The sequence below is a fragment of the Haloglomus salinum genome (assembly GCF_024298825.1).
GTDB classification, from domain to species: domain Archaea; phylum Halobacteriota; class Halobacteria; order Halobacteriales; family Haloarculaceae; genus Haloglomus; species Haloglomus salinum.
In genome coordinates, this window is sequence record NZ_CP101153.1 from 18,885 (window position 1) to 44,768 (window position 25,884).

Annotated in this window: 25 protein-coding genes; 13 read left to right on the forward strand and 12 right to left on the reverse strand. The window is 69.3% G+C overall.

Features of this window, described 5'->3' with window-relative positions; translation table 11 throughout:
• Position 1: 1 nt before the first annotated feature.
• From NL115_RS00100 to NL115_RS00110, 3 genes are all read right to left on the reverse strand, one after another.
• The gene (locus NL115_RS00100) at positions 2-1,555 is read right to left on the reverse strand and encodes an L-aspartate oxidase (RefSeq protein ID WP_254831201.1); all 1,554 of its coding nucleotides are present in this window, start codon (positions 1,553-1,555) and stop codon (positions 2-4) included.
• 13 nt (positions 1,556-1,568) lie between these two features.
• Positions 1,569-2,702 carry a quinolinate synthase NadA gene (gene nadA / locus NL115_RS00105; protein ID WP_350355266.1) on the reverse strand — a complete coding sequence of 378 codons (1,134 nt, stop codon included), beginning with the start codon at positions 2,700-2,702 and terminating at the stop codon, positions 1,569-1,571.
• 185 nt (positions 2,703-2,887) lie between these two features.
• Complete coding sequence (locus NL115_RS00110; protein ID WP_254831203.1) at positions 2,888-4,468, reverse strand: amidohydrolase; 1,581 nt, start codon at positions 4,466-4,468, stop codon at positions 2,888-2,890.
• Between the two features lie 214 nt (positions 4,469-4,682).
• On the opposite strand from NL115_RS00110, the gene NL115_RS00115 reads away from it, so the two are divergent.
• Positions 4,683-5,261 carry a GbsR/MarR family transcriptional regulator gene (locus tag NL115_RS00115; protein ID WP_254831204.1) on the forward strand — a complete coding sequence of 193 codons (579 nt, stop codon included), beginning with the start codon at positions 4,683-4,685 and terminating at the stop codon, positions 5,259-5,261.
• Positions 5,262-5,324: 63 nt separating this feature from the next.
• Here NL115_RS00115 and NL115_RS00120 read toward each other — a convergent pair whose 3' ends face one another.
• Together NL115_RS00120 and NL115_RS00125 are read right to left on the reverse strand one after the other, a co-directional pair.
• Positions 5,325-6,269: an isoaspartyl peptidase/L-asparaginase gene (locus NL115_RS00120; RefSeq protein ID WP_254831205.1), complete on the reverse strand. Its 945-nt coding sequence runs from the start codon at positions 6,267-6,269 to the stop codon at positions 5,325-5,327.
• A 200-nt stretch (positions 6,270-6,469) separates the two neighbouring features.
• Complete coding sequence (locus NL115_RS00125) at positions 6,470-7,450, reverse strand: transcription initiation factor IIB (protein WP_254831206.1); 981 nt, start codon at positions 7,448-7,450, stop codon at positions 6,470-6,472.
• Between the two features lie 139 nt (positions 7,451-7,589).
• Between NL115_RS00125 and rnhA the strand changes: the two genes are divergently transcribed.
• From rnhA to NL115_RS00175, 10 genes are all read left to right on the forward strand, one after another.
• Entirely contained in the window at positions 7,590-8,183 is a 594-nt protein-coding gene (rnhA, locus tag NL115_RS00130) for a ribonuclease HI (protein ID WP_254831207.1), read from the forward strand.
• Positions 8,173-8,808 (forward strand): DUF7108 family protein, encoded by a 636-nt coding sequence (locus NL115_RS00135; protein WP_254831208.1) that lies wholly within the window; start codon positions 8,173-8,175, stop codon positions 8,806-8,808. The genes rnhA and NL115_RS00135 overlap by 11 nt, the downstream gene beginning before the upstream one ends.
• Before the next feature lie 92 nt (positions 8,809-8,900).
• Positions 8,901-9,434, forward strand: a complete 534-nt coding sequence (locus NL115_RS00140) for an inorganic diphosphatase (protein ID WP_254831209.1) — start codon at positions 8,901-8,903, stop codon at positions 9,432-9,434.
• Positions 9,435-9,728: 294 nt separating this feature from the next.
• Positions 9,729-9,869: a hypothetical protein gene (locus NL115_RS00145; RefSeq protein WP_254831210.1), complete on the forward strand. Its 141-nt coding sequence runs from the start codon at positions 9,729-9,731 to the stop codon at positions 9,867-9,869.
• Positions 9,870-9,974: 105 nt separating this feature from the next.
• Positions 9,975-11,336 carry an alkaline phosphatase family protein gene (locus NL115_RS00150; RefSeq protein WP_254831211.1) on the forward strand — a complete coding sequence of 454 codons (1,362 nt, stop codon included), beginning with the start codon at positions 9,975-9,977 and terminating at the stop codon, positions 11,334-11,336.
• A gap of 145 nt (positions 11,337-11,481) precedes the next feature.
• Positions 11,482-11,943: a hypothetical protein gene (locus tag NL115_RS00155; RefSeq protein ID WP_254831212.1), complete on the forward strand. Its 462-nt coding sequence runs from the start codon at positions 11,482-11,484 to the stop codon at positions 11,941-11,943.
• Positions 11,940-12,401: a DUF7311 family protein gene (locus tag NL115_RS00160; RefSeq protein ID WP_254831213.1), complete on the forward strand. Its 462-nt coding sequence runs from the start codon at positions 11,940-11,942 to the stop codon at positions 12,399-12,401. Before NL115_RS00155 ends, NL115_RS00160 begins: the two co-directional genes overlap by 4 nt.
• Positions 12,385-14,271, forward strand: coding sequence for an ATPase, T2SS/T4P/T4SS family (locus tag NL115_RS00165; RefSeq protein ID WP_254831214.1), 1,887 nt, complete (start codon positions 12,385-12,387; stop codon positions 14,269-14,271). The genes NL115_RS00160 and NL115_RS00165 overlap by 17 nt, the downstream gene beginning before the upstream one ends.
• The gene (locus NL115_RS00170) at positions 14,268-15,800 is read left to right on the forward strand and encodes a hypothetical protein (RefSeq protein ID WP_254831215.1); all 1,533 of its coding nucleotides are present in this window, start codon (positions 14,268-14,270) and stop codon (positions 15,798-15,800) included. The genes NL115_RS00165 and NL115_RS00170 overlap by 4 nt, the downstream gene beginning before the upstream one ends.
• 60 nt (positions 15,801-15,860) lie before the next feature.
• Entirely contained in the window at positions 15,861-17,168 is a 1,308-nt protein-coding gene (locus NL115_RS00175) for an NAD(P)/FAD-dependent oxidoreductase (RefSeq protein ID WP_254831216.1), read from the forward strand.
• A gap of 136 nt (positions 17,169-17,304) precedes the next feature.
• On the opposite strand, the gene NL115_RS00180 is transcribed toward NL115_RS00175, so the two are convergent.
• Both NL115_RS00180 and NL115_RS00185 read right to left on the reverse strand, forming a co-directional pair.
• Positions 17,305-18,531: a CBS domain-containing protein gene (locus tag NL115_RS00180; protein ID WP_254831217.1), complete on the reverse strand. Its 1,227-nt coding sequence runs from the start codon at positions 18,529-18,531 to the stop codon at positions 17,305-17,307.
• A 63-nt stretch (positions 18,532-18,594) separates the two neighbouring features.
• A complete protein-coding gene (locus tag NL115_RS00185) occupies positions 18,595-19,365 on the reverse strand; it encodes a competence/damage-inducible protein A (protein WP_254831218.1) in 771 nt (256 codons plus the stop codon).
• Between the two features lie 109 nt (positions 19,366-19,474).
• Between NL115_RS00185 and NL115_RS00190 the strand changes: the two genes are divergently transcribed.
• Positions 19,475-20,971, forward strand: coding sequence for a carotenoid oxygenase family protein (locus tag NL115_RS00190; protein ID WP_254831219.1), 1,497 nt, complete (start codon positions 19,475-19,477; stop codon positions 20,969-20,971).
• A gap of 52 nt (positions 20,972-21,023) precedes the next feature.
• Here the strand turns inward: NL115_RS00190 and NL115_RS00195 are convergent, their stop codons facing one another.
• A complete protein-coding gene (locus NL115_RS00195; RefSeq protein WP_254831220.1) occupies positions 21,024-21,866 on the reverse strand; it encodes an HNH endonuclease in 843 nt (280 codons plus the stop codon).
• 328 nt (positions 21,867-22,194) lie between these two features.
• On the opposite strand from NL115_RS00195, the gene NL115_RS00200 reads away from it, so the two are divergent.
• Positions 22,195-22,650 (forward strand): DUF5814 domain-containing protein, encoded by a 456-nt coding sequence (locus NL115_RS00200; RefSeq protein ID WP_254831221.1) that lies wholly within the window; start codon positions 22,195-22,197, stop codon positions 22,648-22,650.
• 50 nt (positions 22,651-22,700) lie between these two features.
• On the opposite strand, the gene NL115_RS00205 is transcribed toward NL115_RS00200, so the two are convergent.
• The 4 genes from NL115_RS00205 to NL115_RS00220 all read right to left on the reverse strand — a co-directional run bounded on the left by NL115_RS00205 (position 22,701) and on the right by NL115_RS00220 (position 25,811).
• Positions 22,701-23,630 (reverse strand): branched-chain amino acid transaminase, encoded by a 930-nt coding sequence (locus tag NL115_RS00205; protein WP_254831222.1) that lies wholly within the window; start codon positions 23,628-23,630, stop codon positions 22,701-22,703.
• A 91-nt stretch (positions 23,631-23,721) separates the two neighbouring features.
• Complete coding sequence (locus tag NL115_RS00210; protein WP_254831223.1) at positions 23,722-24,372, reverse strand: hypothetical protein; 651 nt, start codon at positions 24,370-24,372, stop codon at positions 23,722-23,724.
• Between the two features lie 45 nt (positions 24,373-24,417).
• Complete coding sequence (gene ribB / locus NL115_RS00215) at positions 24,418-25,110, reverse strand: 3,4-dihydroxy-2-butanone-4-phosphate synthase (RefSeq protein ID WP_254831224.1); 693 nt, start codon at positions 25,108-25,110, stop codon at positions 24,418-24,420.
• Positions 25,107-25,811, reverse strand: coding sequence for a CTP-dependent riboflavin kinase (locus tag NL115_RS00220; protein ID WP_254831225.1), 705 nt, complete (start codon positions 25,809-25,811; stop codon positions 25,107-25,109). Before NL115_RS00220 ends, ribB begins: the two co-directional genes overlap by 4 nt.
• Positions 25,812-25,884 lie beyond the last annotated feature (73 nt).

Genomic DNA, 25,884 nt, shown 5'->3' on the forward strand with positions numbered 1-25,884 from the left:
GTCAGTCCCCGTCGGCGGTCTCGGCCCCGGCCTCGGCGGCTGTCGCGGGCGGTTCGAGGTAGTGACACCCCTTCGACTCGGGGTTCTCGCTGGCGGCACGGGAGACGAGCAGCGCGACCACCGTCGCCGAGCGGAGCTCGTAGAGCCCCCGGCTCGTCCGGGTGCGGGTATAGGCGTCGACCTCGCCCTTCAGCCGCCGGAGGACGGCCTGGGCGCGGTTGAGGTCGTCCGTGTTGCGCGAGAGCCCCACGAACTCGCCCATCACGCGGCGCAGGCGGACGAACTTGTCGCGGGCGAAGTTGTCCGCGAGCGGCGGGTCGCTGTCCAGCAGGTCCGGCGCCTCGACGACCTCCGGGTCGCCCGCTCCAGCGGCGGTCTCGCCGGCGCGCAGGCCCCAGACCAGCCCCTCCAGCAGCGACGTGGACGCGAGGCGGTTGGCGCCGTGGACGCCCGTGCGCGAGCACTCGCCGACGGCGAACAGGCGGTCGAGCGAGGCGCGGCCGCGGTCGTCGACGGCGACACCGCCACAGAGGAAGTGCTCGGCAGGCGCGACCGGGATGCCGTCGGACCAGTCGACGCCGTACTCCTCGCACTTGTGCGCGAGGTCGGGGAACTCGTCGGCGAAGTCGAGCGGCGAGACATCGAGCGTGACCTCGCCGGTCTCGTCGATCTGCTCCTGCACGGCCCGCGCGACCACGTCGCGCGGTGCGAGTTCGGCGTCCTCGTGGTAGTCGGGCATGAACCGCTCGCCCTCGGCGTTGCGCAGCAGGGCGCCCTCGCCGCGGACGGCCTCGCTGAGGAGGAAGGTGTCGCCCGATTCGTCGCCAGCGTACGCCGTCGGATGGAACTGGACGTACTCCATGTCCTCGACGTCCGCACCCGCGAGCGCGGCCATCGCGATGCCGTCGCCGGTCGCGCCCTCCGGGTTCGTGGTGCGCGGGTAGAGCGCACCGATACCGCCGGTCGCGAGGACGGTCGCGCCGGCGAAACAGGGCGCGAACTCCCCGTCTCGTTCGAGGATGGCCCCGTGGACCAGCCCTTCGTGGGTGACGAGTTCCAGCGCGGCGGTGTCCTGCTCGATGGTGACGTTGTCGAGTCCCTGCAGATGCTCCAGCAGCGGCGGCAGGATGTACCGGCCGGTGGAGGCGTTGACGTGGAGGATGCGTGGCTCGTCGTGGGCGGCCTCCTGAGCGTAGGCGAACCCGCGCTCGTCGGCGCCGGCGGCCTTCGCGGACTCGTCGGTGGTGTCGAACTCGATGCCGAGCGTCTCCAGCAGCACGTCCTCGACGGCCTCGTTGGCGTTCCCGACGAGCGTCTCCACCGCGCCGGGGTCGGCCTCGTCGTCGCTGGCCGTGATGATGTCCTCGCGGAACGCGTCGGGGTGCTCGCGGGAGACGGCAATGCCGCCCTGGGCCCACCAGGAGGAGGCGTCCTCCGGTTCGGTCGCCTTCGTCGCGAGCGTCACCTCGGCGCCGTCGCGGGCGGCGGCGAGCGCGGCGGCACAGCCGGCGATACCCGAGCCGACGACGAGTACGTCCGTCGTAGTCCGTTGCATGGTATCGGTCACGTCAGATTTCGAGCATCCGGTCGAGCGCGAGCCGTGCGAGTTCCTTCTCGCCCGGCGCGACCTCGATGACGTTGCGCTCGCGCCCCTCGACCAGTTCCTCCAGCACCCACGTCAGGTAGTTCGGGTCGATCTGGCGCATCGCGTTGCAGTCCATACAGGCGTCACCGCACAGCGGCAGCACCTCGACCTCGGGGTGCCAGCGCGAGAGGTGATTGGCGAGGTGGATCTCGGTGCCGATGGCCCACTTCTCGCCGGGGTCGGCCTCCGCGACGGTCTGGCAGATGGTCGAGGTGGAGCCGACCACGTCGGCGGCCTCGACGACCTCGCGGCGGCACTCGGGGTGGACGACCACGTTCACGTCCGGGTGCTCCTCGCGGATGTCCTCGATGTGGTGTTCACGGAAGCGCTCGTGGACCTGACAGTAGCCGTCCCAGAGGATGATGTCGGCCTCGGCGGCCTCCTCGGCGCTGGCACCCTCGGGGTCCCACGGGTCCCACTCGACGATGGAGTCCTCCATGCCGAGCCGGTGGGCCGTGTTCTCGCCGAGGTGCTTGTCCGGCAGGAACAGCACCTTGTCCCCCTGCTCGAAGCCGTACTCGAACGCCTTGTGCGCGTTCGAGGAGGTACAGACCAGCCCGCCCTGCTCGGCACAGAACGCCTTCAGGTCGGCGTAGCTGTTCATGTACGTGATGGGGATGATGTTCGAATCGGGCGCGGCCTCCGTGATTTCGGCCCACGCGGCATCGACCTGGAGGGCCTCGGCCATCCCCGCCATGGGGCAGGACGCCTCCATCGACGGGAGGATGACGGACTGGTCGTCGTCCGTGATGATGTCGGCGGACTCGGCCATGAAGGTCACCCCGCCGAAGATGACGTAGTCGGCGTCGGCGTCGGCGGCCTCCTTGCTCAGCTGGTAGGAGTCACCGATGAAGTCGGCGTGCTCGACGATCTCGCGTCGCTGGTAGTTGTGGCCGAGGATGACGACGTCGTCCCCGAGTTCGTCCAGTGCGGCCTCGATACGCTCGGTACGCTCCGCCTCGTCCAGCTCCCGATACGCGGGCGGGAGCTGTTCGAGGTTGTCGTACTTGAAGAGGCTCAGGTCCGTCTCGATATCCGCTGTTTCCATCTTCGGCACGGTGAGACACCTTGGAAGTACCTGACGTAGTGGAGCCATCTATGAAAAGATTTTCTCTACAAAGACGCTCCGTGGAGAGGAATCCGACGTTGATGCCCCTCATCGGCGGAAATCAGTCCGTCACAGCCGTGCGGGCCGTCCGGGGACGACCAGCCCCGGACGGCCCGCATACGCCCGCTCTCTGCTCATTCCGCCCGGTACGTCGGGTCGCCACCGACGAACGTCGCCGTCACGTCGATGTCGGCGATGGCGTCGGGCGCGACGGCCCACGGCGACTCGGCGAGCACGACGAGGTCCGCGCGCTTGCCCGGCTGGATGGTTCCGAACCGGTCCTCCTCGCGCAGCGCGTACGCCGCGCCGTGGGTGTACGCCCGCACCGCCTCGGTCACATCGAGCCGCTGGGCCGGAGCCGGCGCCGTCACGGCCTGCTGGACCCCGAACAGCGGACCGAGCGGCATCGTATCGCTCCCGAACGCGAGCGGGACGCCGGCGTCGGCGAGCGCCGCGTACCGGTTCGACGCACGGGTCCGCTCGTGGCCGAGTCGTGACTCGTAGAGGCCGCCCTCGCGCGCCCACTTCAGGAAGTTCGGCTGGACGGAGGCGACGGCGCCCACCTCGGCGAACCGCTCGACGAGGTCGTCGGTCAGCACCTCGGCGTGCTCGACGCGGTGGCGCGTATTGGCTGCGTCCGTGTCCGCGAAGGCGTCGAGCGTCGCCGCGATGGCCTCGTCGCCGATGGCGTGGGCACAGAACTGGAGTCCCAGCGCGTCCGCGCGCTCGACGTGCTCCCGCAACTCGTCGGGCGTCACGACCCACTGCCCGCGTGGGTCCTCGCCCTCGTCGTCGCCACCCGAGGCGTCCGCATCGGTGTACGGCTCCGAGAGCCGGGCGGTCCGGGCGCCCAGCGAGCCGTCCGTGTACGACTTGACGGCGCCGACCCGCACCAGCTCGTCGCCGTCGCCGGTCGTCAGGCCCGCCTCAGCCAGCGCGTCGAGGAAGTCCGTCCAGTAGTTCAGTCGCACTCGCAGGCCGAGGTCGCCGTCGCGCGCGAGGTCGCGGTAGGCCCGCGGGACGCGTCGGTCCCGGATCATGTCGCCGACGGCCGTGATACCGAGTTCGGCGGCCCGGTCGGTCGCCGCGTGCAGGAGGTCCCGCTCCGGGTAGTCGCCACGAGTCGCGTCGAGGACGGTCCCGGCGGCACCCTCGACGGCGACGCCGGTCGGCTCTCCCCCCGCCTGCCGCAGGTGCTCGTCGGCGATGTCGTCGGCCACCCGGTCCAGCGCCACCCCGTTAAGGGAGACACTGTGCATGTCCTCGCGGAACGCCGCGACAGGGCGCTCCTCGCTCACAGCATCGAGGTCCTCGCGCGTGAGATACCGGGCCTCGTCCCACGCCGACTCGTCGTAGCCGAAGCCGAGTATCCACTCGCCCTCGTCAGAGGGGTGTCCCCCCTCACGTAACCGGGCGACGGCGTCGTCCGGGCTCGTCGTGTCACCGAGCGCGGCGTGGCGGAGATACCGCCCGACCATGTCGAGATGCGTGTGCGTGTCGACGAAGCCGGGCAGGACGACCTGGCCCTTGCAGTCCTCGACGGTCGTCTCGACGCCTCGGAGGAAGGCGACCTCGTACGTCGAGCCGACGTGGGCGACACGCCCGTCACGGATGGCAACGGCCTCGTGGACCGTGTCACCATCGGACCGCGGGTCCGAGGGACCGAGCGTATGGACCTCGGCGTTGGTCAGGATGCGGTCGGCGGGTGCGGTCATGCCCGTGCCGTCTCGCGGATGGCGGATGAACGTTCGGACGTGCCGCTCGGGCTATCCTGCACTCGGGGGAGCCGCCGGTGGAAGACGACCTCGGTGTCCGGGTCGGCCGAACGATGCTCCGGGGGCGGCCCCGAGTGGTGTTCACTATATCTCGTATTTTCGGAATATTCTGCACACGTCCGATTTATCCGTTTTGGCCCCGTCAGCTCGGCCGATGAGTGACCACGACGACGGCTCCGGGGACAGGGGCTCGGACGACGTACGGGCGGCCGAGGAGACGGTCATCGAGGCGTTCGCGCGGTCGGCCGAGGTGTACGGTGCGAGCCGCAGCCTCGGGCGGCTCTACGGGGAACTGTTCTTCGCCGACGAGCCGCTGTCGCTGGACGACCTCGTTGAGCGCAGCGGCTACGCCAAATCCACGGTGAGCACCGCGATGAGCACGCTGGAGCGGTTCCACCTCGTCCAGCGACGGTCCCTGCCGAACGAGGGCAAGCGTGCCTTCTTCGAGGCCGAACGCGACTTCTGGTACGTCGCCCGGGAGTTCCTCCAGAGCGAGGTCCGGCGCGAGGTGACGGTGATGGCCCGGGCGCTGGACGAGGCCGCCGAGCAGCTCGACGACGCGGAAGGTGAGCGGGCCGAACGCGACCTCGAACGGGTCGAACAGCTCCGCTCCGTGTACGAACGCTCCGAGCGGTATCTGGACCTGCTCGCCAGCACGCCTGTCGACCGGCTCTTCTCGCTCCTCGATAGGGGGCTCGGCCGCAGTGATGAGGGGTCAGCTACCCACGACTGAAGTCGTGGGCTTCCGGCCTTGCATCACCTGTGAGCGGCCGGCGCGGCCCCCGGCCGGCCCCGCTCAGTCCGACGTGCCGGGGGCGGCGACCGCCGTCTGCATCGCGTCGCTGTTGTACGCCTCACCGACGCCGCCCGCGTTGTCGAGGACGATGATGCCGGCCTCGCTTCCGGTCGCGTCGGCGAGTTCCTCGACCGCGAGGTCGGCGGCATCCTGTGCGTCACGCCCCATCTCCAGATGCGCGACCGCGCGGCGGGCCATCGTCACCCGCGCGATGTCTTCGCCCGCACCCGTCGCGGACGCGCCGCCCGCCCGCGAGCAGTAGAACCCGCAGCCGACCTGCGGCACGTCGCCCACCCGCCCGGCGAGTGCGGCCCACCGACCACCCGTCGAGGTGACGGCCGCGAAGCGGTCGTGGTCGCGCGCGACGGCCCCGACGGTGTCGTGGTCGCCGTGGTGGTCGTCCACACCGCCGTCGCGACGGTCGGCGTCCGGGACTGCGGTCCCGGCCTCGCTCCGTCCGAACCGCTCGCGAACCCACGCGAGGTGGTCCTGCGCGGGCGCTTTGGCCGGGGGTGCGGCCTCGTCCATCCCGTTCCAGCGCTCGCGGGTCGCGTCGGTCCGGAGGTCCACCGACGTGTCGATGCCGAAATCGTCCGCGAGGTCGACGGCGTGGACGCCCGCGACCTGCACGTGCGGGGTCTCCTCGGCCACGAGTCGTGCGACCGCGGCGGCGTCGCGGACCCCGGGCATCGCACACGCGGCGCCGACCTCGCGGTCGTCGGTCATCAGTCCCGCATCGGTCCGGGGGATGCCGTCGGACTGGACCGCCGAGCCGACCCCCGCGTTGAACCGCTCGTCGCGTTCGAGGACGTTGACGGCGGCGACGACGGCGTCCGTGGGCGTGGCCGCCTCACTCCCGGTCGTGGCCGCCTCGTCGAGCACCTGCTGGCGGTCGTCGGGTTCGTCGGCTGGACTCCCGGCCCCGCCGTGGACGATGACCTGCATAGCGGCAGTTCTCGCGGGCCGGAGTTAGGCGTGGGGGAGTTAGCAGGGGAGTGTGAGAATGGAGAGTACATCCATTCCACAGCATGTTGGAGAACTATTCGGATAGTCTGCAAGCTATCCCCGATATTCTGTGTGAAATCCTCGAGTAATCAGAGTAAGTCCGATGTCCGCACGGCCGTCGTGTCCAGTAGCGTTCGTGCTCAGGCGGCGAGGCCCATCGCTTCTATCTGCTCCTGGTACCGATTGCGGATGGTTACCTCGGTCACCTGCGCCACGTCCGCCACCTCGCGCTGGGTCTTCTTCTCGTTGCAGAGCAGCGAGGCGGCGTAGATGGCCGCGGCAGCGTAGCCCGTCGGGGATTTCCCCGACAGTAGGCCCTGCTCGGCGGTCTCGGTGATTATCTCCTCGGCCTTGCTCTTGACCTCCTCGGAGAGCTCGAGCTCCGAACAGAAGCGCGGGACGTACTGTTTGGGGTCGACCGGCTCCATCTCGAGACCGAGTTCCTGCGAGACGTAGCGGTAGGTCCGGCCGATCTCCTTTCGCTCGACGCGGGAGACATCGCTTATCTCCTCGAGCGAGCGGGGGATACCCTCCTGCCGGCAGGCGGCGTACAGGACGGCCGTGGCGACGCCCTCGATGGAGCGCCCGCGGATGAGGTCCTCGTCGAGACAGCGCCGATAGGTGACCGAGGCGACCTCGCGGACCGAGCGCGGGACGCCCAGCGCCGAAGCCATCCGGTCGACCTCGCTCAGCGCGAACTGGAGGTTGCGCTCGCCGGCGTCCTTGGTGCGGATGCGCTCCTGCCACTTGCGCAGCCGGTTCATCTGGGAGCGCTTCTCCGAGGAGATGGAGCGCCCATAGGCGTCCTTGTTCTTCCAGTCGATCTGGGTCGTCAGCCCCTTGTCGTGCATCGTCTGGGTCGTCGGGGCTCCGACGCGGGATTTCTGCTGGCGCTCGGAGTGGTTGAACGCGCGCCACTCCGGGCCGGGGTCGATCTGGTCCTCCTCGATGACCAGCCCGCAGTCCTCACAGATGAGTTCCCCCCGGTCGGCGCTCTTGACGACGCTCTCGGACGAACACTCCGGACAGGTCCGCGTACCCTCGGTCTGCTCCTCGGTCTGCTCCTCCGCCTCCCCCTCGTCGGCGCGGCTGCGCTCGCGCTGCCGTGTGGGCCGTGACATCGCGGTTAATCTTTGGCGCAGGGATACCACATAAATCCCGCGGCTATTCCCGGTTCTCGTAACTGAAATCGCTAGCCGTCGGGGACGCTACGGTCGCCTCACCGGAACCGATAAGTACGACGTTCGGGCACCTCCCGGCATGCCCGTTGTCGAGTGCGACCCGGCGGAGGCCCGCGAACGTCTCGAAGCTGCCGGTGTCGCCGTCGCGTCCGGGAACACCGACCACGAACTGTGGCGGGCCGAACACGGTGGCGCGACCGCCGTCGCCTACGAGGGGAAGGTCGTCGTGCAGGGTGGCTCGCCGGAGCGACTGGTCGGCCTCCTGCGGGGGGGTGGTGGCCGCGCCCACGTCTACTTCGACGGCGCCTGTCGCGGGAACCCCGGCCCCGCGGCCGCGGGCTACGCCATCGTGACCGGCAACGGCATCGCGGCCGAGGGCGGCGAGACCATCGGCCGGGCGACGAACAACCAGGCCGAGTACCACGCACTCATCACGGCACTGGAGGTCGCGGCCGATTTCGGCTTCGACGAGGTCCACGTCCGCGGAGATTCGGAACTCATCGTGAAGCAGGTGAAGGGCGCGTGGGACACGAACGACCCCGAACTGCGCGAGCTTCGGGTGCGAGCCCGGGAACTGCTCGACCGGTTCGACGAGTGGACCCTGGAACACGTTCCGCGGGAGATAAACGAGCGTGCCGACAAGTTGGCGAACGAAGCACTCGATGACGCCTGAGGACATCCACCCCGGCGAGACGGAGCACGAGGAGGACGCCGACGAGGGCACCGATGCCGACACGGCCGACACGGCCGACAGGGCGCCGGAGACCCTGCCGCGCGAGGTCGCCGACGAGGCCGAGCGTTTGACCCGGCTCGCCCGCGACGCCATCGACGAGAACGAGGCGGCCGCGTACCGCGAGCGCCGTGCCGACCTCCTGGCCGACCACGAGTACACGTCGCGTATCCGCGGCGAGAACACCGAGGAGACGCTCGTCCTGCACCCGTCGGAGTGGGTCGTGGACGGGAGTGTCCACCCCGACCGTATCGAGGATATCGACCGGGGTATCGAGGTTCCGCTGGAGGGCGCGGGGGACACCGAGGACTGGGACGCCGTCGACGAGCACAACGCGGCGGTGGCCCAGCAGGTGGCCGACGAGCACGGCGAGGTCCACGGCGCGAACGCGCGGGCGTTCGCGACCTTCATGAGCAACCACTACGCGCGCCCGGTCGAGGAGGCGACCGAGCGGATGCGCGAGGAGTTCCTGTCCGAGTACTTTCCCCGGAACGCGTGGCCCTCGGCGGACCAGCAGGCGGTCGTCGAGGCATCGCTGGAACTGGTCACCGAGGCGGCCGTGGAGTGAGAGCCGCAGTGCAGGTCGTTCCCGGCGCCGTGGAATCGGGTGCCGGCACCGAAAACAGAAACACCTTATGACACCGCTCCGGAAGCCGGCGCATGGCGAACCTCTGGGAAGACCTGGAAACCGGCCCGAATCCGCCGGAGGAGATATACGCAGTCGTGGAGTGCCTGAAGGGCGAGCGTAACAAGTACGAGTACGACAAGGACATCCCCGGCGTCGTTCTCGACCGTGTCCTCCACTCCAACGTCCACTACCCCTCCGACTACGGCTTCATCCCGCAGTCGTACTACGACGACGAGGACCCCTTCGACGTGCTCGTCCTCGTCGAGGACCAGACGTTCCCGGGCTGTGTCATCGAGGCCCGCCCGGTCGCGCTCATGAAGATGGACGACGACGGCGAACAGGACGACAAGGTCATCGCCGTCCCCTCCGAGGACCCGCGCTACGACCACATCGAGGACCTCGAGGACATCACCCAACAGCAACTCGACGAGATCGACGAGTTCTTCGCGACCTACAAGAACCTCGAGGAGGGCAAGGAGGTCGAGACGCTGGGCTGGGAGGACCGGCAGGCCGCCTACGACGCCATCGAGCACGCCCAGGACCTCTACGACGAGAAGTTCGACTGAGCGACGCGGAGCTATTGCGATATCTCGACGAGCGACTCCCCAGCAGCGTCGCGTCCGCCCTCAGCGGATTACCCTCGGCGGGGGCCGAGTCGCTCGATACCCGAGCCGCCGGATGCGGGCCGAGTTCCGGGGGAATCCACTCTCCGATATCTACACTCGCCACTCACACCAGCGGGAGCCAACCCAGGGAGCGGCAACGGTTGCCGCCAGTACAACTGGCAGTAATCTGCCGCCAGGACGTAATAACTTATACCCATGGGTAATTATTTGCGTGTCGAGACCGGAGTGTCGGATATGGCCACTCGAGAATCAGGCGGCGTCGGGATCGACCATCTCACCGTCGTTCCCGAGGGCACGACGCCCGAGCCGGCGGCCGACGAGGAGCCGGATGAGCCGAACGACGTAGCGACCGGGGACGACTCCGCAGCCAACTGACCGCCGGTCGGCGTCGTCGACCCGGGGAGCGTTGCCGCTACCCTGGAGACGGCCCGTTCGGCGGCGAAACGAAGCTTCTTGTAGCCCGACCCCGGTCGTGCGGGTATGGGTCTGTTCGACCGGCTGCGCGGAGGCGACGGGCCGCGCGTGGCCTTCTTCGGTATCGATGGGGTGCCATACAGCCTCATCGCGGACAACCCCGACACCTTCCCCAACCTGACGGAACTCGCGTCGGAGGGGAGTGCCGGGGCCATCGACAGTATCGTTCCGCCGGAATCCAGTGCCTGCTGGCCCGCCCTCACGACGGGCGTCAACCCGGGCGAGACCGGCGTGTACGGGTTCCAGGACCGAGAGAACGGGTCGTACGACACGTACGTCCCGATGGGTCGTGACGTGCGTGCGACGCGCATCTGGGACCGCGTCGAGAACGCCGACCGGCGAGCCTCCGTGATGAACGTGCCCGTCACGTTCCCGCCCCAGCGCGACGTCCAGCGGATGGTGAGCGGCTTCCTCTCGCCCGGCGTCGAGAAGGCCGCCTACCCGGACGACCTCCGGGAGCACCTGGAGAACAACGACTACCGCATCGACGTGAACGCCAAACTCGGCCACAGGGACGACAAGGCCGACTTCATGGAGGACGCCCACCGGACCATCGACGCCCGGTTCGAGAACTTCAAACACTACATCCAGGAGGACGACTGGGACCTGTTCTTCGGCGTCTTCATGACGACCGACCGGGTCAACCACTTCCTCTTCGGCGACTACGAGACCGGCGAGGAGGCCTCCCCCGAGGACTACGAGTACTTCATGGAGTTCTACGAGAAGGTCGACCGCTACCTCGGCGAGCTCCGTGGGATGCTCGACGACGACACGACCATGATGGTCGCCTCCGACCACGGGTTCACGACGCTTGACTACGAGGTCCACTGCAACGCCTGGCTCGAACGGGAGGGCTGGCTCGAGTACGACACCGACGACCACGACGAACTCGGCGATATCTCCGAGGAGGCCCGTGCCTACTCGCTCATCCCGGGTCGCTTCTATCTCAATCTGGAGGGCCGCGAGCCCAACGGCGGCGTCCCGCAGGACGAGTACGAGGAGACCCGCGCCGAACTGAAGGAGGCCCTCGAGAATCTGACGGGGCCCAACGGCGACCCGGTCGCCGACCGCGTCGTCACGAGGGAGGAGGCGTACCGCGGTGCCCACGACGACATCGCGCCCGACCTGACGGTCGTCCCGAACCACGGCTTCGACCTCAAGTCCGGCTTCAAGGGCCACGAGGACGTGTTCGACACCGGGCCACGCAACGGGATGCACTCGTTCGACAACGCCTGCCTGTTCGTCGACGACCCGGACTGTCCCGTCGAGGACGCCGACCTGTTCGATATCGGCCCGACGGTGCTGGACCTGATGGATATCGACTACGACCGGCCGGAGTTCGACGGCGGCAGCCTCGTCAAGCAGTAGCGACCCGCGGCGTCGAGCAACAACGACCGCGGCGTCGAGCAACAACGACCGCGGCGTCGAGCAACAACGACCGCGGCGTCACGTTCTCCTGCCCGCGGGCTACCTGTGGGCGAAATTCAAGTACCATCCCGGGAGCAACGGCCCTATGCCGAACCCGGACACCGAGACGCTGGCCGCCCGTCTCCGTGCGGTCGAGCGTGCGCTGACCGACGAGGACATCGTTCCCGACCCACCAATGACTCCCTCCGCCGACACGCCGGCCGGGACCGGGGACGCCTCGCCCCGCGGCGAGCACCGGGACGAACCAGCCCCGGCTGTCGACCGCCGACTCTGCCGGCTCGAGGCCGCCGTCCAGGCGCTCCGGGCCGCGCTCGACGACGAACCGGACGCGACGCCGTCCGATGCGCCGGCGACCGGGGAACCGCCGTTCGGGGTGCCGAGAGACGAGGAACTGCCATCCGAGGTGCCGAGAGGCGAGGAACCGAGGGCCGAGACGGCCGGGTCACGAGACACGGCACGAGAGGACTCCGGAACGGCCGAGCGCCTGGACCCCCCTCGGCGCGTCCCGGACAGCGGCCACTGGCCGGACGACCTCGCCACCGAATGAGCGGTCCGCTCCGGACCACTCTGGCGGTCCTGCTCGCGGGGGCACTCCTGACCGCCGGGCTCGCGGCTGCCGACCAGGCTCGCGAGACACGAACAGCGACGCGTCTCGACGAAACCGCGACACAGTTGCTCGACGCGGCCGACCGGCTCGCGGCGCGGAGCGACCCGACCCGTTCGGGCGTCGCCCGGCGGACCGTGACCGTCCACGTCCCGGCGGGCGGCACCCTCAGCATCGAACGCGGCGTCATCCGGTGGCGAGTCGACCGCGGACCATGGCACCGCCGGCAGCCATCGATGGCGCTCGAGACGGGAGCGACGACCCTCGACCTCGCAGCTGGACGCCACCGGCTCCGCCTCGCGCTCCGGCTTCGGGCCGGGTCGCCCGTCGTCAGCGTGTCCCGCATCCCGGAAGTTGAAACCGGAAGCCGGGACCAGCGACCCCATGTTCGACGGACTTGACACGCTGCTGGGGACCGAGGAGAAACGCGAGCAAGCGGCGTGTGCGTGCGACCCAGGCCCCGCCGAGGCCGGCGAGACCTTCCACGTCGACGCGTCGGACTGCCCCGGCGCCGGCCGCATCGCTTCCGAGCCGGCCTGTCGCGAGACCACCGTAGCGGCGGTCGGCGGGCAGGACGTTCGAGCCATCCGAACGGAGCACGGGGGCGTCGAACGGTGGTACGAGGGGCTGGCGGTCGCGCTGCTGGTCGCGGCCGGTCGCTTCGCCGACACGGCTCGTGTCCACGACCCGGCACTTGCACGGCGGGCACGGCGCGAACCGCTGGTCGCGGCGGCCCGGGCGGCAGGGCGGTCGGATGCCGTGTCTCACGCGGCCGCCGAGAGCGGGCTGCTAGCCGTCGCCGAAGCTGCGGCCGACGAAGCGGCCGCCGCCGAGGACAACTGTCTCGCGCCACTCGTCGGGCCCGCACTCACCCACTCGCTGGTCGAACGGGCACCCCCGCCAGACGGGGTCCTCGCCGACCGATACGAGCTCGACACCGGAGCGGTGGTTCGGCTCTACGACCGGCCCGACGCGGAGGCGCCGCGCCGGTACCACATCGAGCCGCCGGTCGTCCGGTTCTCCGCCGCCGCGCTCGCGACGCTCGCGGCCGCCCGCCGGGCGCTCGCCGACGGCGCCGACGATCCGACCGCAGCGGTCGAGGCTGCACTGGCCGAACCCGGCGATACCGAGGCCGTCGAACCCGACGTGGTCGCACTCGCTGCCGCCCTCGCGAAACACACCCGCGGTGCAGGGGTTCTCTCGGACCTGTTCGCCGACGACGCGGTCTCGGACGTCTTCGCCACCGCGCCGGTCGCCGAGACGCCGCTCCGGGTCCGCCGCGACGACGAGTCGATGACCACGAACGTCCGGCTGGCTCGCGAGGGAGCCTCGGTACTGGCTGGACGGTTCCGCCGAGCCTCGGGACGGGCGTTCGCTCGCTCCTCGCCCACACTGGCCGCGACGACGGAGGTCGCGGGGCGCCGCGTCCGTGTCTCGGGGGTCACGGGGCCGGTCAGCGACGGACACGCCTTCGCGCTCCGGGCCCACGACCGGGAGGCATGGCGCCTCTGTGACCTCGTCGCGAACGGGACCCTCACTCCCGAGGTCGCTGGACTGCTGTCGCTGGCGGTCGAGCGCGGCGTGGCCTGTCTCGTGACGGGCGAGCGCGGGGCCGGGAAGACGACGCTGCTCGGCGCGCTCCTCTGGGAACTCCCGGCCGGGAGCCGGACCGTCCTCGTCGAGGACACGCCGGAGCTGCCGGCGGCAGCGCTCCGGGAGGCCGGTCGCGACGTGCAGGCGCTCCGGGTCGGAACCGGCGACGGTGCCGAGCTGTCCCCGGCCGAGGCGCTCCGGACGGCGCTCCGCCTCGGGGAGAGCGCGCTCGTCGTCGGTGAGGTCCGCGGCGAGGAGGCGGCGGTCCTCTACGAGGCGATGCGTGTCGGCGCCGGCGGCTCGGCCGTCCTCGGCACCGTCCACGGGGACGGGGCCGCGACCGTCCGCGAACGGATGGTGACGGACCTCGGCGTTCCGGAGTCGTCGTTCGCCGACACGGACCTGCTGGTGACCGTCGGTGCCCGGGAGACGACCCGGGGCCGGGAGCGACGGGTCCGCCGCGTGGAGGAGGTTGTCAGGACCGACGACGGAGGTGCGGCGTTCGCCCCACTCTACGAGGCCGAGGACGGCTCGCTCGTCGCGGCGGAACGGCTCGGCGGCGGCGCGAGCGCGGTTGTCGCCGACCTGTGCGAGCCGGGGGAGTCGTACGCCGAGACACTCGCCGCCGCGAAAGCGCGTGGCGAGACGCTGACGACAGAGGCGGGGGCGGACGCGTGACCGACGGACCGCCGTGGAACCGGCTCGTGCAGTGGTTCGCCCACCGCTCCGGAGTGGCAGCCCAGCTCCGGTCGGCTCGAGCCGTCGGGGCCGTCCCCCGGCTGGTCGGGCGGATGGCGCTCCGGGTACACATCGAGCCGACACCCGAGGCGGCCGCGGCTGCCGGGTGTGATGGCGACGACCCGCTGGCCGACCGGCTCGCCGCACACGTCCAGCGGGCGCGTGGGCGCGACAGCGCCGGTCTGGAGGCGTTCGCTGCCGCCAGCGCGGCCGACCACCCCGAACTCGCACGGGCAGTGCGACAGGTCGTGGCGGCCACAATGGCCCCGGCTGACGAGCGCGAGCGACGACTCGACCGTGCGACCGAGGCCGCAGCCGAGAGCGTCCGCGAGCGGGCCACGTCCGCGGCGGCGTCGCTCCACGGCCCGGTGACCGCGGTGTACGCGTTCGGCGTGTTGCTGCCGCTCGCGCTCGTCGGCATCCTCCCGGGCGTGGTCGCAGCCGGCGTTCCCGCGGAACTCCTGCTCGCCGCGGTGGTGGGCTGCTACGACCTGCTGCTTCCGGTGACACTACTGGGAGCCGCCACGTGGCTCCTCGCCCGGCGGCCGGTCGCCTTCCCCCGCGACCCCGTCCCGGAATCGCATCCGGCACGTCCCGACGAACCGTGGCTGGCGGTCGCGGTCGGACTGGGGGCCGCGACGGTGACCGGTGCGGTCGTCGCACTGCTGCCGCCGGTTCCGGGGTGGGCGGCGCCGGTCGCGGCAGTCGGGGCCGCCGGGAGTGGGCTCGCGGTGCATCATCGGCCGACGGTCGCGGTCCGCGAACGGACGGTGGCGGTGGAACGAGGGCTCCCAGACGCGCTGGTCGCGGTCGGGCACGAGGTAGCGGCCGGCGTCGCCGTCGAGCGGGCAATCGCGGACGCGACGGCATCGCTCGGGGGGCCCGTCGAGGAGGCGTTCGCGACCGCGAGCGAGCGTGGGCGTCGGCTCGGGTGCGACATCGAGACCGCGTTCCTCGGTCCGGGCGGACCGGCCGGGGACCTGCCGAGTCCACGCGTCGAGCGCGCCGTGACCGCGCTCGCTCGGGCAGGACGCGTGGGGCCGCCCGCCGGCGACCTGCTCGTCGCGACCGGCGAACATCTCGCGGAGTTGCGGCAGGTGACCCGGCGAACGCGTCGCGAGACCGCCCGGCTGACGGCCACGCTGGCGAACACGGCCACCGTGTTCGGACCACTCGTTGGGGGCACGACGGTCGCACTCGCCGCCGGGACGGCCGGCCGTGCCGACACCGTGGGGGTGGGGGTAGGGCGTGGCGCGGCCACGGACTTCGGTGCCGCCCTGCCGGTCGGTCATCTCGGCCTCGCCGTCGGGCTGTACGTGCTGGCACTGACCGCAATCCTGACCGCGCTCGCGACGGGGCTCCGGTACGGTCGGGACCGGGCCCGGGTCGGCTACCGCGTCGGAGTGGCGTTGCCGCTGGCTGCGACGGTGTTCTGTCTCGCACTCGTCGTGGGCAGGGCGGTGGTCTGAGGCCCGTTTAGGCCTGGCCTATCCACAAGCGCCTTACACGGTGGCGCCGGACCCGGATTCATGATAGGCATCGTCGGTGGCGGTATCGCCGGACTCGCCGCCGCCCACCGGCTGCAGAAGCGCGGCCACGACGTGACTGTCTTCGAGGCCAGTGACGACCTCGGCGGCCTGGCCGCCACCTACGAGACGGGGGGCGACCCCATCGAGAAGTTCTACCACCACCTCTCGAAGTCCGAGGAGACCATCGTCGAACTCGCCGAGGACCTCGGCCTCGGCGACGCAGTCGAGTGGCGTGTCGGGCAGAACGCCTACTACGTCGACGGGACCGTCCACCCGCTGGACACGCCCGGCGAGATTCTGGCGTACCCACACCTCTCGCTCTACGACAAGTTCCGGCTCGGGATGCTCACGCTGGAGGTCGACGTACGTGGCGGCATCCCCTCGTTCGACACGTACGACGACCTCGCGGACTTCGAGGACGTCCCCATCCGCGAGTTCCTGCTGGAGCACACGACCCGAGGCGTGTACGAGTTCTTCTTCGAGCCGCTGCTGGACGCGAAGTTCGGCTCCCGGAAGGAGGACGTGAGCGCGGCGTGGCTGCTCGGCCGCATCAAGTTCCGCGGCGAGCGCGACCTCCGACGCGGGGAGATACTCGGCTATCTCGACGGGGGCTTCGCCCAGTTGCTCGACGCACTCGTCGAGGACGTGGGCCACGACAACATCGAGACAGGGGCCCGCGTCACGGGCATCCAGCACAGCGACAGCGTCGAGTCCGTGACCGTCGAAACCGACGGCGGCACGACCGACCACGAGGTGGACGCGCTCGTGGTGGCGACGATGCCCCATCTCCTCGAACACTGGGTCGGCTACGAGTGCGACATCGACTTCCAGGGCTCGGTCTGTGCGGTCCTCGGGATGGACGAGCAGCTGATGGACACCTACTGGCTCAACATCGCCGACGACGCACCCTTCGGCGCGCTCATCGAACACACCAACTTCGTCCCCGAGGAGCGCTACGGCGGTGAACACCTGCTCTACGCCGCCAGCTACGTGCAGGACATGGACGAGGAACTCTGGCAGATGGACGACGCCGAGGTGCGTGAACACTGGCTCGCGGGCATCGAGGACCTGTTCCCCGACTTCGACCGCTCGACGGTCGAGTGGATGGAGGTCGGACGGAACCCGCGCACGGCGCCGGTGTACGAGCGCGGCTACCTGGAGAAGGTGGTCCCCTACGACCTCGGCGACGACGTGGCCGATGGGCTCTACTACGCGGGGATGGCCTCGCGAGCACAGTACCCCGAGCGGTCGCTGAACGGCGCGGTCGTGGCCGGCTACGAGTGCGCCGACCGCATCGACGGGCTCTGAGCGACGGCGCACCGATAGCGCTCGGACGGATAGCCGAGAGCCAGATTGTTCCTGTATTCGACATATTATCCCTTAATATTCGACATAGCAGACCTGCCTAGGCAATAAAATCCCAATCGAGTGCTTCTATCCCGTCTCAGATCTCCCGTGACTGGTCACGCTCCGTGCCGCGTCGGAGCGAGGGCGCCCCGGACTCGCCGCCGGAGGACTGGATGATGTCGAGCGCCGTCATCAGGTCCGTCCGCGAGATGATGCCGGTGAACGCCCCCTCCTCGTGCCCACTATCTTCGCGGACGACGACGAGGCGACCGACGCCGTGCTCCTGCATCCGGGAGAACGCCTCCATCGCGTCCTCACCGGGGTCGATGGTGTGGAGGTCGCGCGACATTATCTCCTCGACACGGTAGGCGTCGCGCTCGACCTCGTCGACCTTCCGGGCGTCCTCCAGCGTGACCATCCCGACGAGCCGGTCGTTCTGGACCACGGGGAAGCCGGTGTGGCGGGTGCGGAACATCCGGTCGACCAGGGCCGCGACCGATGTCTCCGCGTCGACGGTGTCGACGTCTTCGACGGGCGTCATCACGTCTCCGACGGAGACGCCCTCGAACGCCGCGCGTAGCATCGTCTGCTGGGCCTCCGAGGAGGCACCCATGTAGATGAAGAAGGCGATGGCGACGAGGTAGAGGTTGATGCCGGCCCCACCGAACAGGGCGAAGAAGCCCAGGAGGAAGGCGAAGGCCTTGCCGACCGCCGCGGCACGACGGGTCGCCACGGCGTACGGCTGGTTGCGGGCCCACAGCGCGCGGAGGACGCGTCCCCCGTCCATCGGGAAGCCGGGGAGCATGTTGAACGCCGCTAACGCGACGTTGGTGAGCGCGAGATAGCCCAGCGTGAAGGAGATGGCAGCGGCCGCGACGCCACCGGAGCCGGGGAAGACGCGGAACGCGAGGAAGAAGGCGCCCCCGAGCAGGACGCTCACGATGGGACCGGCGATGGCGATGTACAGTTCCTGCCGCCAGTCGTCCGGGAAGCGCGAGAGCTGGGCGACGCCACCGAACAGCCAGAGTTTGATGGAGGTGATCTCCACGTCGTAGCGCATCGCCACGACACTGTGCCCGAGCTCGTGGAGCAGCACGCTGGCGAACAGCGCGATGGCGGCGGCGGTGCCGATGCCGAACGCAATCGCTGGCTCGCCCGTCAGCGGCGCTACGGCGATAGCCGTGCCGAACACGTCGTTCAGGATGCCGACCCACTCTCCGACCTGCGACCCGATGACGTACGCGAACACCGGGAGGATGAGGAGGAAGGTCAGGTCCAGCTCGATCGGGATGCCGAGGATGCTCCCGATCCGATAGCTTGGCATACCGGCGCTAGGCCGCCGAGGGGCTTGAAGCCACGGCCATCGTGATGCAGGGTTGCAACCAGCTCACCCGTCGTCACTCGTGCCGGACCGGGTGTTCTCCCCGACCTGGGTGTCCGCGTCCGGCTCGACCAGTTTGACCTCGTCGCGGAGCCAGGTGGTCGCCTCGTCCAGTTTCTCGGGGTCGTCGCTCCGGAGTTTCAGCCGATTGTGACCGGCCTCCCGGTCCGGGTAACAGCCCACCTGCACGCCGAACCGGTTCCGGACGCCGTCGAGTCGCTCGATGAGGTTGGCCTCCGGTTCGGTCGTGTACAGCACCCGCGACTCCACGTCCCCCGCGAACTCCTCGGCGACGCCCTCGAACATGCGCTGCATCTCACCGGGAATGCCGGGGAGGACGTAGACGTTCTCGACGACGGCGCCCGGCGAGAGGCCGGCGTCGTTGATGAGCGGGCGTGCACCCGCCGGGATGGCGGCCTCGGCTTCGATATCCACGTTCAGGTCCGGGTACGAGTCCGTGATGGCTTTCAGTGTCCGTTCGAGGTCGGCGCGCGCGAGGTCGTTCTCCTCGAGCGGTCGGTCGAAGGCCGCGGCGACAGCGTCCATCGTCAGGTCGTCCGGTGTCCCGCCGAGCCCACCCGTCACGATGACGGCATCGTAGCGGTCGGCGTACTCCTGGACGGCGTCGGCGATGGCGGCCTCCACGTCCGGCACGGTGAGGACCCGCCGGACATCGACCCCTCGTTCGGTCAGCTCGCGGGCCAGCCACGTCGCATTCGTGTTCTCCGTATCGCCTGCGAGGAGTTCGTCGCCAACGGTGACCAGCGCTGCGTCCATACCACTGGCGAGGCGGGGCGTCGGGATAAGTCGGGCGGGACGGCTGTCGGTCTCGCCTGTACCCGCCCTCGCACCGTAGCTACTTGCCCCGGCCGTCCGTACTGTTGCTGTGGCGAATCCCGCAACGTCAGGACTGGCAAGCCAGTACGAGGAAGTGTCTGCCGACCTCGCGGTCGCGGGGACGCTCCCCGGCTGGCTGGAGGGGACCTACCTCGTCAACGGCCCCGGCACCTTCGAGGCCGGCGACACGGACCTCCGCCACTGGTTCGACCCGTTCGGGATGCTCCGACGGCTCGATATCGGCGACGGCGAGGTCCGCTACCGCAACCGGCACGTCGACAGTCGCGACCGGCGCTACGCCGACGCCGGCAAGGGGGTCCGGACCCCGTTCCCCGGGACACCGCCGGACCGCTGGCTCCCCCGACGCGTCTACCAGACGGTCGCAGGTGTGTTCCCGGACAACCCGGTCATCGGCGTCGCTCGTGTCGCCGGGACCGACCTCGCGGTCACGGAGTCGCGCTGGGCGCAGGCCGTCGACGAGGGCGGCGAGTGGCTCGGCCGAGTGGACGAGACCGCGGGCCTGGACTGCGACCTCACGCTCGGCCACCGACACTGGGTCCCGGAGCAGGACGGCGGGCCAGCGTTCCTCGAACTCGGGGTCACCTACGGTCGCAACGTCGAATACACGCTGTTCCGGCGGCCCGACGACCCGGATGCACCGACCGTGACGGGCGGCGGCGACGTTCCCATCCCGGCGCCCGAACCGCTCGCGACGCTCGCGTTCGAGAACCTCCCGTACGTCCACGCGTTCGCACTCACCGAGCGGTACGTCGTCGTTCCGGAACTCCCGTTCGGCCTCGACGCCTCGGTGCTGCTGCGGAGCGCCCTCACCCGCGAGACCTTCCTCGATGGCTTCACCAGCTTCGACCGCGACGCCCGGTTCCACGTCCTCACGCGCGAGGGCGAGCGCGTGGCGACGGTCCCGGCGGACCCGTTATTCGTCTACCACGTCGCCAACGCGTACGAGGTGGGCGGCGACACGGACGAACTCGTCATCGACCTCGTCGCCTTCGCGGACGAACGGGCCGTGACCGGTCTCACGCTCGAGAACCTGCGGAGCGACGATGTCGACCTGCCGGCCGGCGACCTCGTGCGCTATCGACTCCCGCTGGACGGCGGCGAATCGGCTCGCGCCACCCGCGCACTGCTCCTGTCGGGCCCCGTGGAGTTCCCCACCATCGACTACCGGCGGAACGGCCGCGAACACCGCTACGTCTACTGCGCCGAGACCCGGCGCGACGGCCCGCTTCCCTCGCACCTCGCGAAGGTGGATACCGAGCGGGGCCCGGGCTACGCCGACCGCTGGAGCGAACCGGGCTGCTACCCCGGCGAGCCGGTGTTCGTGCCGGCAGCCCGCGAGGGCCAGGAAAAAGACGGCGTCGTCCTCTCGCTGGTGCTGGACACCGACGCCGACCGGACGTTCCTGCTGGTGCTGGATGCCGGGTCGTTCCGCGAACTCGCGCGGGCTCGGCTCCCGCACCGACTCCCGTTCGCGTTCCACGGAGAGTTCTACGGACCGACGACTCCCGGGCGGAGTGTGCAGTAGCCCCGAGCGCAGAGACCGACCTCGAACCACCGTATCTTCATAATTTTCGTTATTAATGACGTGTATCAGATGTTGTTCTTGAACTGCCCGAAATGCTAGCGAGCTCACGGAGTCTATCACGGGCGATGTTCCCGAACTCCGCCCGCCGGTGACAGGACGGACAGAGACAGACGACGTTATCGAGTCGGTGGGCATCCTCGCGTTCACGGTCCGGTGCTTCCGCGTACGCCCGCATGGGAACGATGTGATGGACATCGGGGTTCCGTCCGAGTTCCTCCACATCCGTCCCGCAGACGACGCAGGTCCGGTCGTCGCGCTCGAGCGCCTGCCGCCTGACCTCGCGCCAGTCGCCCCGGTAGTTGGGCATCCCACCACCCAGCCAGTTGGGGTGGCCCTCGCCGGTGAACGCCTCGGAGAGCCAGTCGTACTGGCAGTCGCGAGAGCAGAAGACGTGTTCGCCCTTGATATCGCCCGGCTTCCGCTCGGTCGTGCTGCCACAGGTATCACACTCGAGCTCCCGGACGCCGCCGGTCCAGCGACCGTGGTTCGAGCCGGACGTATCCGGCCTGTATCGCCAGTCCTCGGATTCTACGCAGTCCGGACAGTAGCTCCCCGGTTTCTCGGAGGGGTAATAGGAGAACGCGTCACCGCAGATATCACAGGTCGTCTCCGCCTTTCCGCCCTTCCAGTTGGGATTGTTCTCCCCCTCGAACGAGACTGCCCCGTCCCTGCAACTCTCGGAGCAGTACTTCCGCTCGTGTTCGCTGTGGAAGGCAGCTCCGCAGGCTGCACACGTCCGATTCGGTAGCAGCTCGTCGTGGACGGCGCTATGATGCACCCCCAGCCCCCGCGTCGACTCGAAGGTCTCGCCACAGGTCGGACACCGCTCGGTCATAGCAGGTCGTGCTTCGTCACGCCTGAAAAGGTTCGAGCGACGGGATGGAAGCCTCCATGGGAACGTAATTCAGATGGTGAATTTATAAATCACCAAAGCTGTCACTAATTGGTTAGTTCTCCAGATAGAATATCAGTCCGGGCGCGGAAATCGAATCCGCTTCCCAAGCACCACAAGCTTGGAGGATACCAATACCCCAGCCCGGACACGCACTTGTAGCAAGGATTGCACGGTCAATATACGTTACGCCTTCCCCGCCTCCCCGCCACACTCACACACACCGGACACCGCGTCGCTTTAGCCGCTCGGCACACAAGGGCGCCCAAGCGTGGCCATCACGGACAAGATATACGTCAAGAACCACCGACAGCTGGCCTCGCAGCTGGAGACGAGCTTCCCGAAGGGGGCGTTCTCCGGCGCGACACTGGACATCCTGTTCCAGGGGGAGGGGCTGTCGAATCTGGACGAGGCGACCCAGGAGCGCGTGCTCGACTTCGCCGAGGACTTCCTCGACTGTGACTGTCAGTCCAACCCCTACTGTGGCCACCCCGAGGAGAAGTTCATCGGTTACCTGCTGGACCTCCGGGCGCAGGGCATGGGCCCGGAGGCCATCGTGGACGTGATGAGCGACGACTACCTCGTCTACGCGTACCCGGGTGACATCCTGAGCTTCCTCGACGACGGCATCCGAACGCTGGAGGCGGCCGAACAGCTGGCGGACGTGGACGGACAGCCCGAGCAGGCCGACCGAATCCGGCACCGGCGGAAGGACCTGAGCGGGTAGCGAGCGCGCAGAAGGCGTCTCTCCGGGACGCCGTCGGAGTGACCCCGTGTTCAGACGTAGGTGAACCAGTCGTCGTAGTCGTCGGTCCGGCGCTCGACGATATCGAAGAAGCGCTGCTGGATCTCCTCGGTCACGGGGCCACGCGTCCCGGCACCGATCTCGTTGTCGTCGACGGTGCGGATTGGCGTGACCTCCGCCGCCGTCCCCGTGAAGAACAGCTCGTCGGCGGTGTAGAGCTGTCCGCGGGCGATTTTCGCTTCCTCGTGGACCTCGTAGCCCAGGTCCGTCGCGATGTCGATGACGGTCTGTCGGGTGATACCGTCGAGGATGGACTCGGCGAGCCCGGGCGTGTAGATCTCCCCGTCGTTGACCATGAAGATGTTCTCGCCGGGGCCCTCGGCCACGTCGCCCTCCTTGTTGAGGACGATGGCCTCGACGTAGCCGTTGCCGCGGGCCTCCTCGCCCGCCAGCATCGAGTTGATGTAGGCGCCGGTGGCCTTCACGTTGGTCGGAATCTGCGAGGAGTGGTGCTTGCGCCACGAGGAGACCATCACGTCGACCCCCTCCTCGAGGGCCTCCTCGCCGAGGTAGGCACCCCAGGGCCAGCAGGCGATCATCGTGTCGGTCGGGCACTCGCTGGGGCTCACACCGAGGGAGTTGTAGCCGTAGTAGACCAGCGGCCGGATGTAGCACGACTCCAGGTCCTGCCGGCGGATGAGCTCCAGCGTGGCCTCGGTCAGTTCCTCGCGCGTGTGCTCGATGTCGTGGTCGAGCGCGGCGGCCGACTCGTAGAGCCGGTCCAGGTGCTCGTCCCAGCGGAAGATAGCGGGCCCTTCCTCCGTGTCGTAGCAGCGGACGCCCTCGAAGACGGCCGTTCCGTAGTGGAGGCTATGCGTCAGCACGTGAACCTGGGCGTCCTCCCAATCGGTGAACTCACCGTCCATCCAGATGGTGTCGACGTCCATCTCCTCGAATCCCATACCCCGACGGTCGTATCGGGGGCTAATGAGTGTTGACGGTCCGTGCGGGTGGCTGGCGCGGCCCGGTGGCCCGCTGGTGTGGCACGCTCCATCACCCGGCGACCCGCGCGATGTCAACGGCCTCCCGGTAGTTCGATACCGCGAGCAGCAGGTAGCTCGCGGCCAGGAGCGCCCACTCTCGGCGGGTCAGCGACCAGTCCCGTGGCGAGCCCACACGTTCGAACTCCTCGCGCCAGCGTGGTCCGGACTTCTGGTGCCACAGTATCACCCCACGCGTGGCGACCACGACCGCGACGGCCGCCGTGACCTCCATCGGACCGCTCCGGTCGACCAGTACCGCGAGCGAGGGGGATATTCGTGCGCCGGTTCCGACCCCCAGCGACCCGGTCCCCCACACGGCACCGTACTGGATGGTCTGCACCACGAGAACGAGGTAGCCCAGCGGGGTGTTCACCGAGCGGAACGTGTTCGCACCGATGGCGACCAGCGAGACGCCGACGTTCCACGCGAACAGTGTCAGGAACTCCCGGGGCACGCTCCCCGCGTAGTCGGCGGTCGCCGCCGGGTTGGCGCCCCGGAGTAGCCCCTGTGGAAGCAGGTGGTAGCTCCCGACCCATGAGGCAGTGAACACGGCCGCGACCACGAGCCAGAACGCTCCGAAGCGGACGAGTACGTCGTCGTGGTTGACGTACCGACCGACGGTCCGAGCGACCCGCTGGCCGCCACCGCTGTCGGCTTCCATTGTCGAGTAGTGCCACGCGACCCGGTATAACGATACCCTAGCAGACTACCGCAACGCGCCCAGCAGGTCCGCCCCCTCGACGTAGACGAGGTCGTGACGGGCGGCGTAGCGGCGGGCATCGACGGGCGAGCGGGCGCCGCCGGTCTCGTCGTCGAGCATCTCGCAGACGACGACCGCAGGCTCGGTGCCGGCCGCGTCGGCCAGCGCGATGCCCAGTTCCGTGTGGCCCTCGCGGTCGTGGAGCAGGTCCGGGGCCGCGCGGAGGAGGTGGACGTGGCCGGGCGCGCGGAAGTCATCGGCGAACGCCGCGGGGTCCGGGTCGGTCGCGTGCCGGCCGAGTTCGCGGATGGTGAGCGCGCGGTCCTCGTCGGTGATGCCGGTGAACGTCTCGCGGTGGTTGACCGTCAACGAGAACGAGGAGCGCTCGTCGTACGCGAGTTCATGGTCGGCGGCGAGCGGGTGGTCGATGGACTCCTGCAGGAAGGGCAGGTCCAGCAGTTCGGCCACGTCGTGCGAGACGGCCGTACAGACCAGCCCGCCAGCGTCGTTACGCATCCGGGAGACGGCGGCTGGGTCGACCGCAGCAGCGGGGTAGACGAGGTCCGTCTCACCCTCGCGGTCGGCCGCGTCGTGGACGAGAACCGGCTCGCCGAGTTCGAACGCCTCGATGGCGGCCTCGACCGGTTCGGACTCGGTCACGGCGCTGGCGGCGTCCGTGTCGGTGTCGGCTCGGGTCATCGCTCTTCACCCGTGACGCGGACGGTTATCTCCTCGCCGTCCTCGAGACCGAGCTCGTCGCGGAGTCGGTCCGGCGCGATGACCTCCAGCTGGTCGTCGCCGTGGTGGGTCCGCTCGGGGGCGATGACGTGGGCCGGGTCGTACGTTCCGCCATCGGTTTCGATAGTGGCGGGCCAGCAGAACGCCGGGCCGTAGGTCCGCTCGTCGTCCTCCCAGCCGTCGATACGGACGGGGTCGAGCGCGTCCATCCGGCCGCGCTCACGGACGCTCTCCTCGTCGAGGTCGACGTTGAGCGTCCCGGCGAACGGCTCGTACCCCAGTCGGTCGACGAACTGCTCCATGTAGCCCGGGAGCGAGATGTAGTGGCGCCCCTCACCCATCCCGGCCGTGACGGTGCCGTGCAGCGTGACATCGGCGTCGGCGCCCTCGAACACCCGGCGGTAATCGGCGTGCTCGCGTCGGAGTCGCGCCTCGCCGTCCGGCGTCAACTGGACGCGCTGCCCGTCGTTGAGCACTTCCCGGTCGATGAATCCGGTCTCGTCGAGCCGCTGGAGCCGGCGCGACGCGGTCTGGTTCGAGGCGTCGAGCCGCTCGGCCAGCCCCGCACACGTGACCGTCGTTCCGGCGAGGGCCCCCTCCAGCGCGAGTTCCTTGAGGGTGGCCACCTCCGCGGGTCCGACCGCGGCGCGTGTCTCTGCCATACACTCGACTAGAGTAACGACTCCGATAAGTGTATCGTTCCCGTGATGCGTAACAGAAACGTGATGGTCGAGA

Coding starts and splice junctions, on each gene's coding strand:
- NL115_RS00100 (WP_254831201.1), bottom strand. CDS start 1,555: ATGCAACGGACTACGACGGACGTACTCGTCGTCGGCTCGGGTATCGCC.
- NL115_RS00110 (WP_254831203.1), bottom strand. CDS start 4,468: ATGACCGCACCCGCCGACCGCATCCTGACCAACGCCGAGGTCCATACG.
- NL115_RS00115 (WP_254831204.1), top strand. CDS start 4,683: ATGAGTGACCACGACGACGGCTCCGGGGACAGGGGCTCGGACGACGTA.
- NL115_RS00120 (WP_254831205.1), bottom strand. CDS start 6,269: ATGCAGGTCATCGTCCACGGCGGGGCCGGGAGTCCAGCCGACGAACCC.
- NL115_RS00125 (WP_254831206.1), bottom strand. CDS start 7,450: ATGTCACGGCCCACACGGCAGCGCGAGCGCAGCCGCGCCGACGAGGGG.
- rnhA (WP_254831207.1), top strand. CDS start 7,590: ATGCCCGTTGTCGAGTGCGACCCGGCGGAGGCCCGCGAACGTCTCGAA.
- NL115_RS00135 (WP_254831208.1), top strand. CDS start 8,173: ATGACGCCTGAGGACATCCACCCCGGCGAGACGGAGCACGAGGAGGAC.
- NL115_RS00140 (WP_254831209.1), top strand. CDS start 8,901: ATGGCGAACCTCTGGGAAGACCTGGAAACCGGCCCGAATCCGCCGGAG.
- NL115_RS00145 (WP_254831210.1), top strand. CDS start 9,729: ATGGCCACTCGAGAATCAGGCGGCGTCGGGATCGACCATCTCACCGTC.
- NL115_RS00150 (WP_254831211.1), top strand. CDS start 9,975: ATGGGTCTGTTCGACCGGCTGCGCGGAGGCGACGGGCCGCGCGTGGCC.
- NL115_RS00155 (WP_254831212.1), top strand. CDS start 11,482: ATGCCGAACCCGGACACCGAGACGCTGGCCGCCCGTCTCCGTGCGGTC.
- NL115_RS00160 (WP_254831213.1), top strand. CDS start 11,940: ATGAGCGGTCCGCTCCGGACCACTCTGGCGGTCCTGCTCGCGGGGGCA.
- NL115_RS00165 (WP_254831214.1), top strand. CDS start 12,385: ATGTTCGACGGACTTGACACGCTGCTGGGGACCGAGGAGAAACGCGAG.
- NL115_RS00175 (WP_254831216.1), top strand. CDS start 15,861: ATGATAGGCATCGTCGGTGGCGGTATCGCCGGACTCGCCGCCGCCCAC.
- NL115_RS00180 (WP_254831217.1), bottom strand. CDS start 18,531: ATGCCAAGCTATCGGATCGGGAGCATCCTCGGCATCCCGATCGAGCTG.
- NL115_RS00185 (WP_254831218.1), bottom strand. CDS start 19,365: ATGGACGCAGCGCTGGTCACCGTTGGCGACGAACTCCTCGCAGGCGAT.
- NL115_RS00195 (WP_254831220.1), bottom strand. CDS start 21,866: ATGACCGAGCGGTGTCCGACCTGTGGCGAGACCTTCGAGTCGACGCGG.
- NL115_RS00205 (WP_254831222.1), bottom strand. CDS start 23,630: ATGGGATTCGAGGAGATGGACGTCGACACCATCTGGATGGACGGTGAG.
- NL115_RS00210 (WP_254831223.1), bottom strand. CDS start 24,372: ATGGAAGCCGACAGCGGTGGCGGCCAGCGGGTCGCTCGGACCGTCGGT.
- ribB (WP_254831224.1), bottom strand. CDS start 25,110: ATGACCCGAGCCGACACCGACACGGACGCCGCCAGCGCCGTGACCGAG.
- NL115_RS00220 (WP_254831225.1), bottom strand. CDS start 25,811: ATGGCAGAGACACGCGCCGCGGTCGGACCCGCGGAGGTGGCCACCCTC.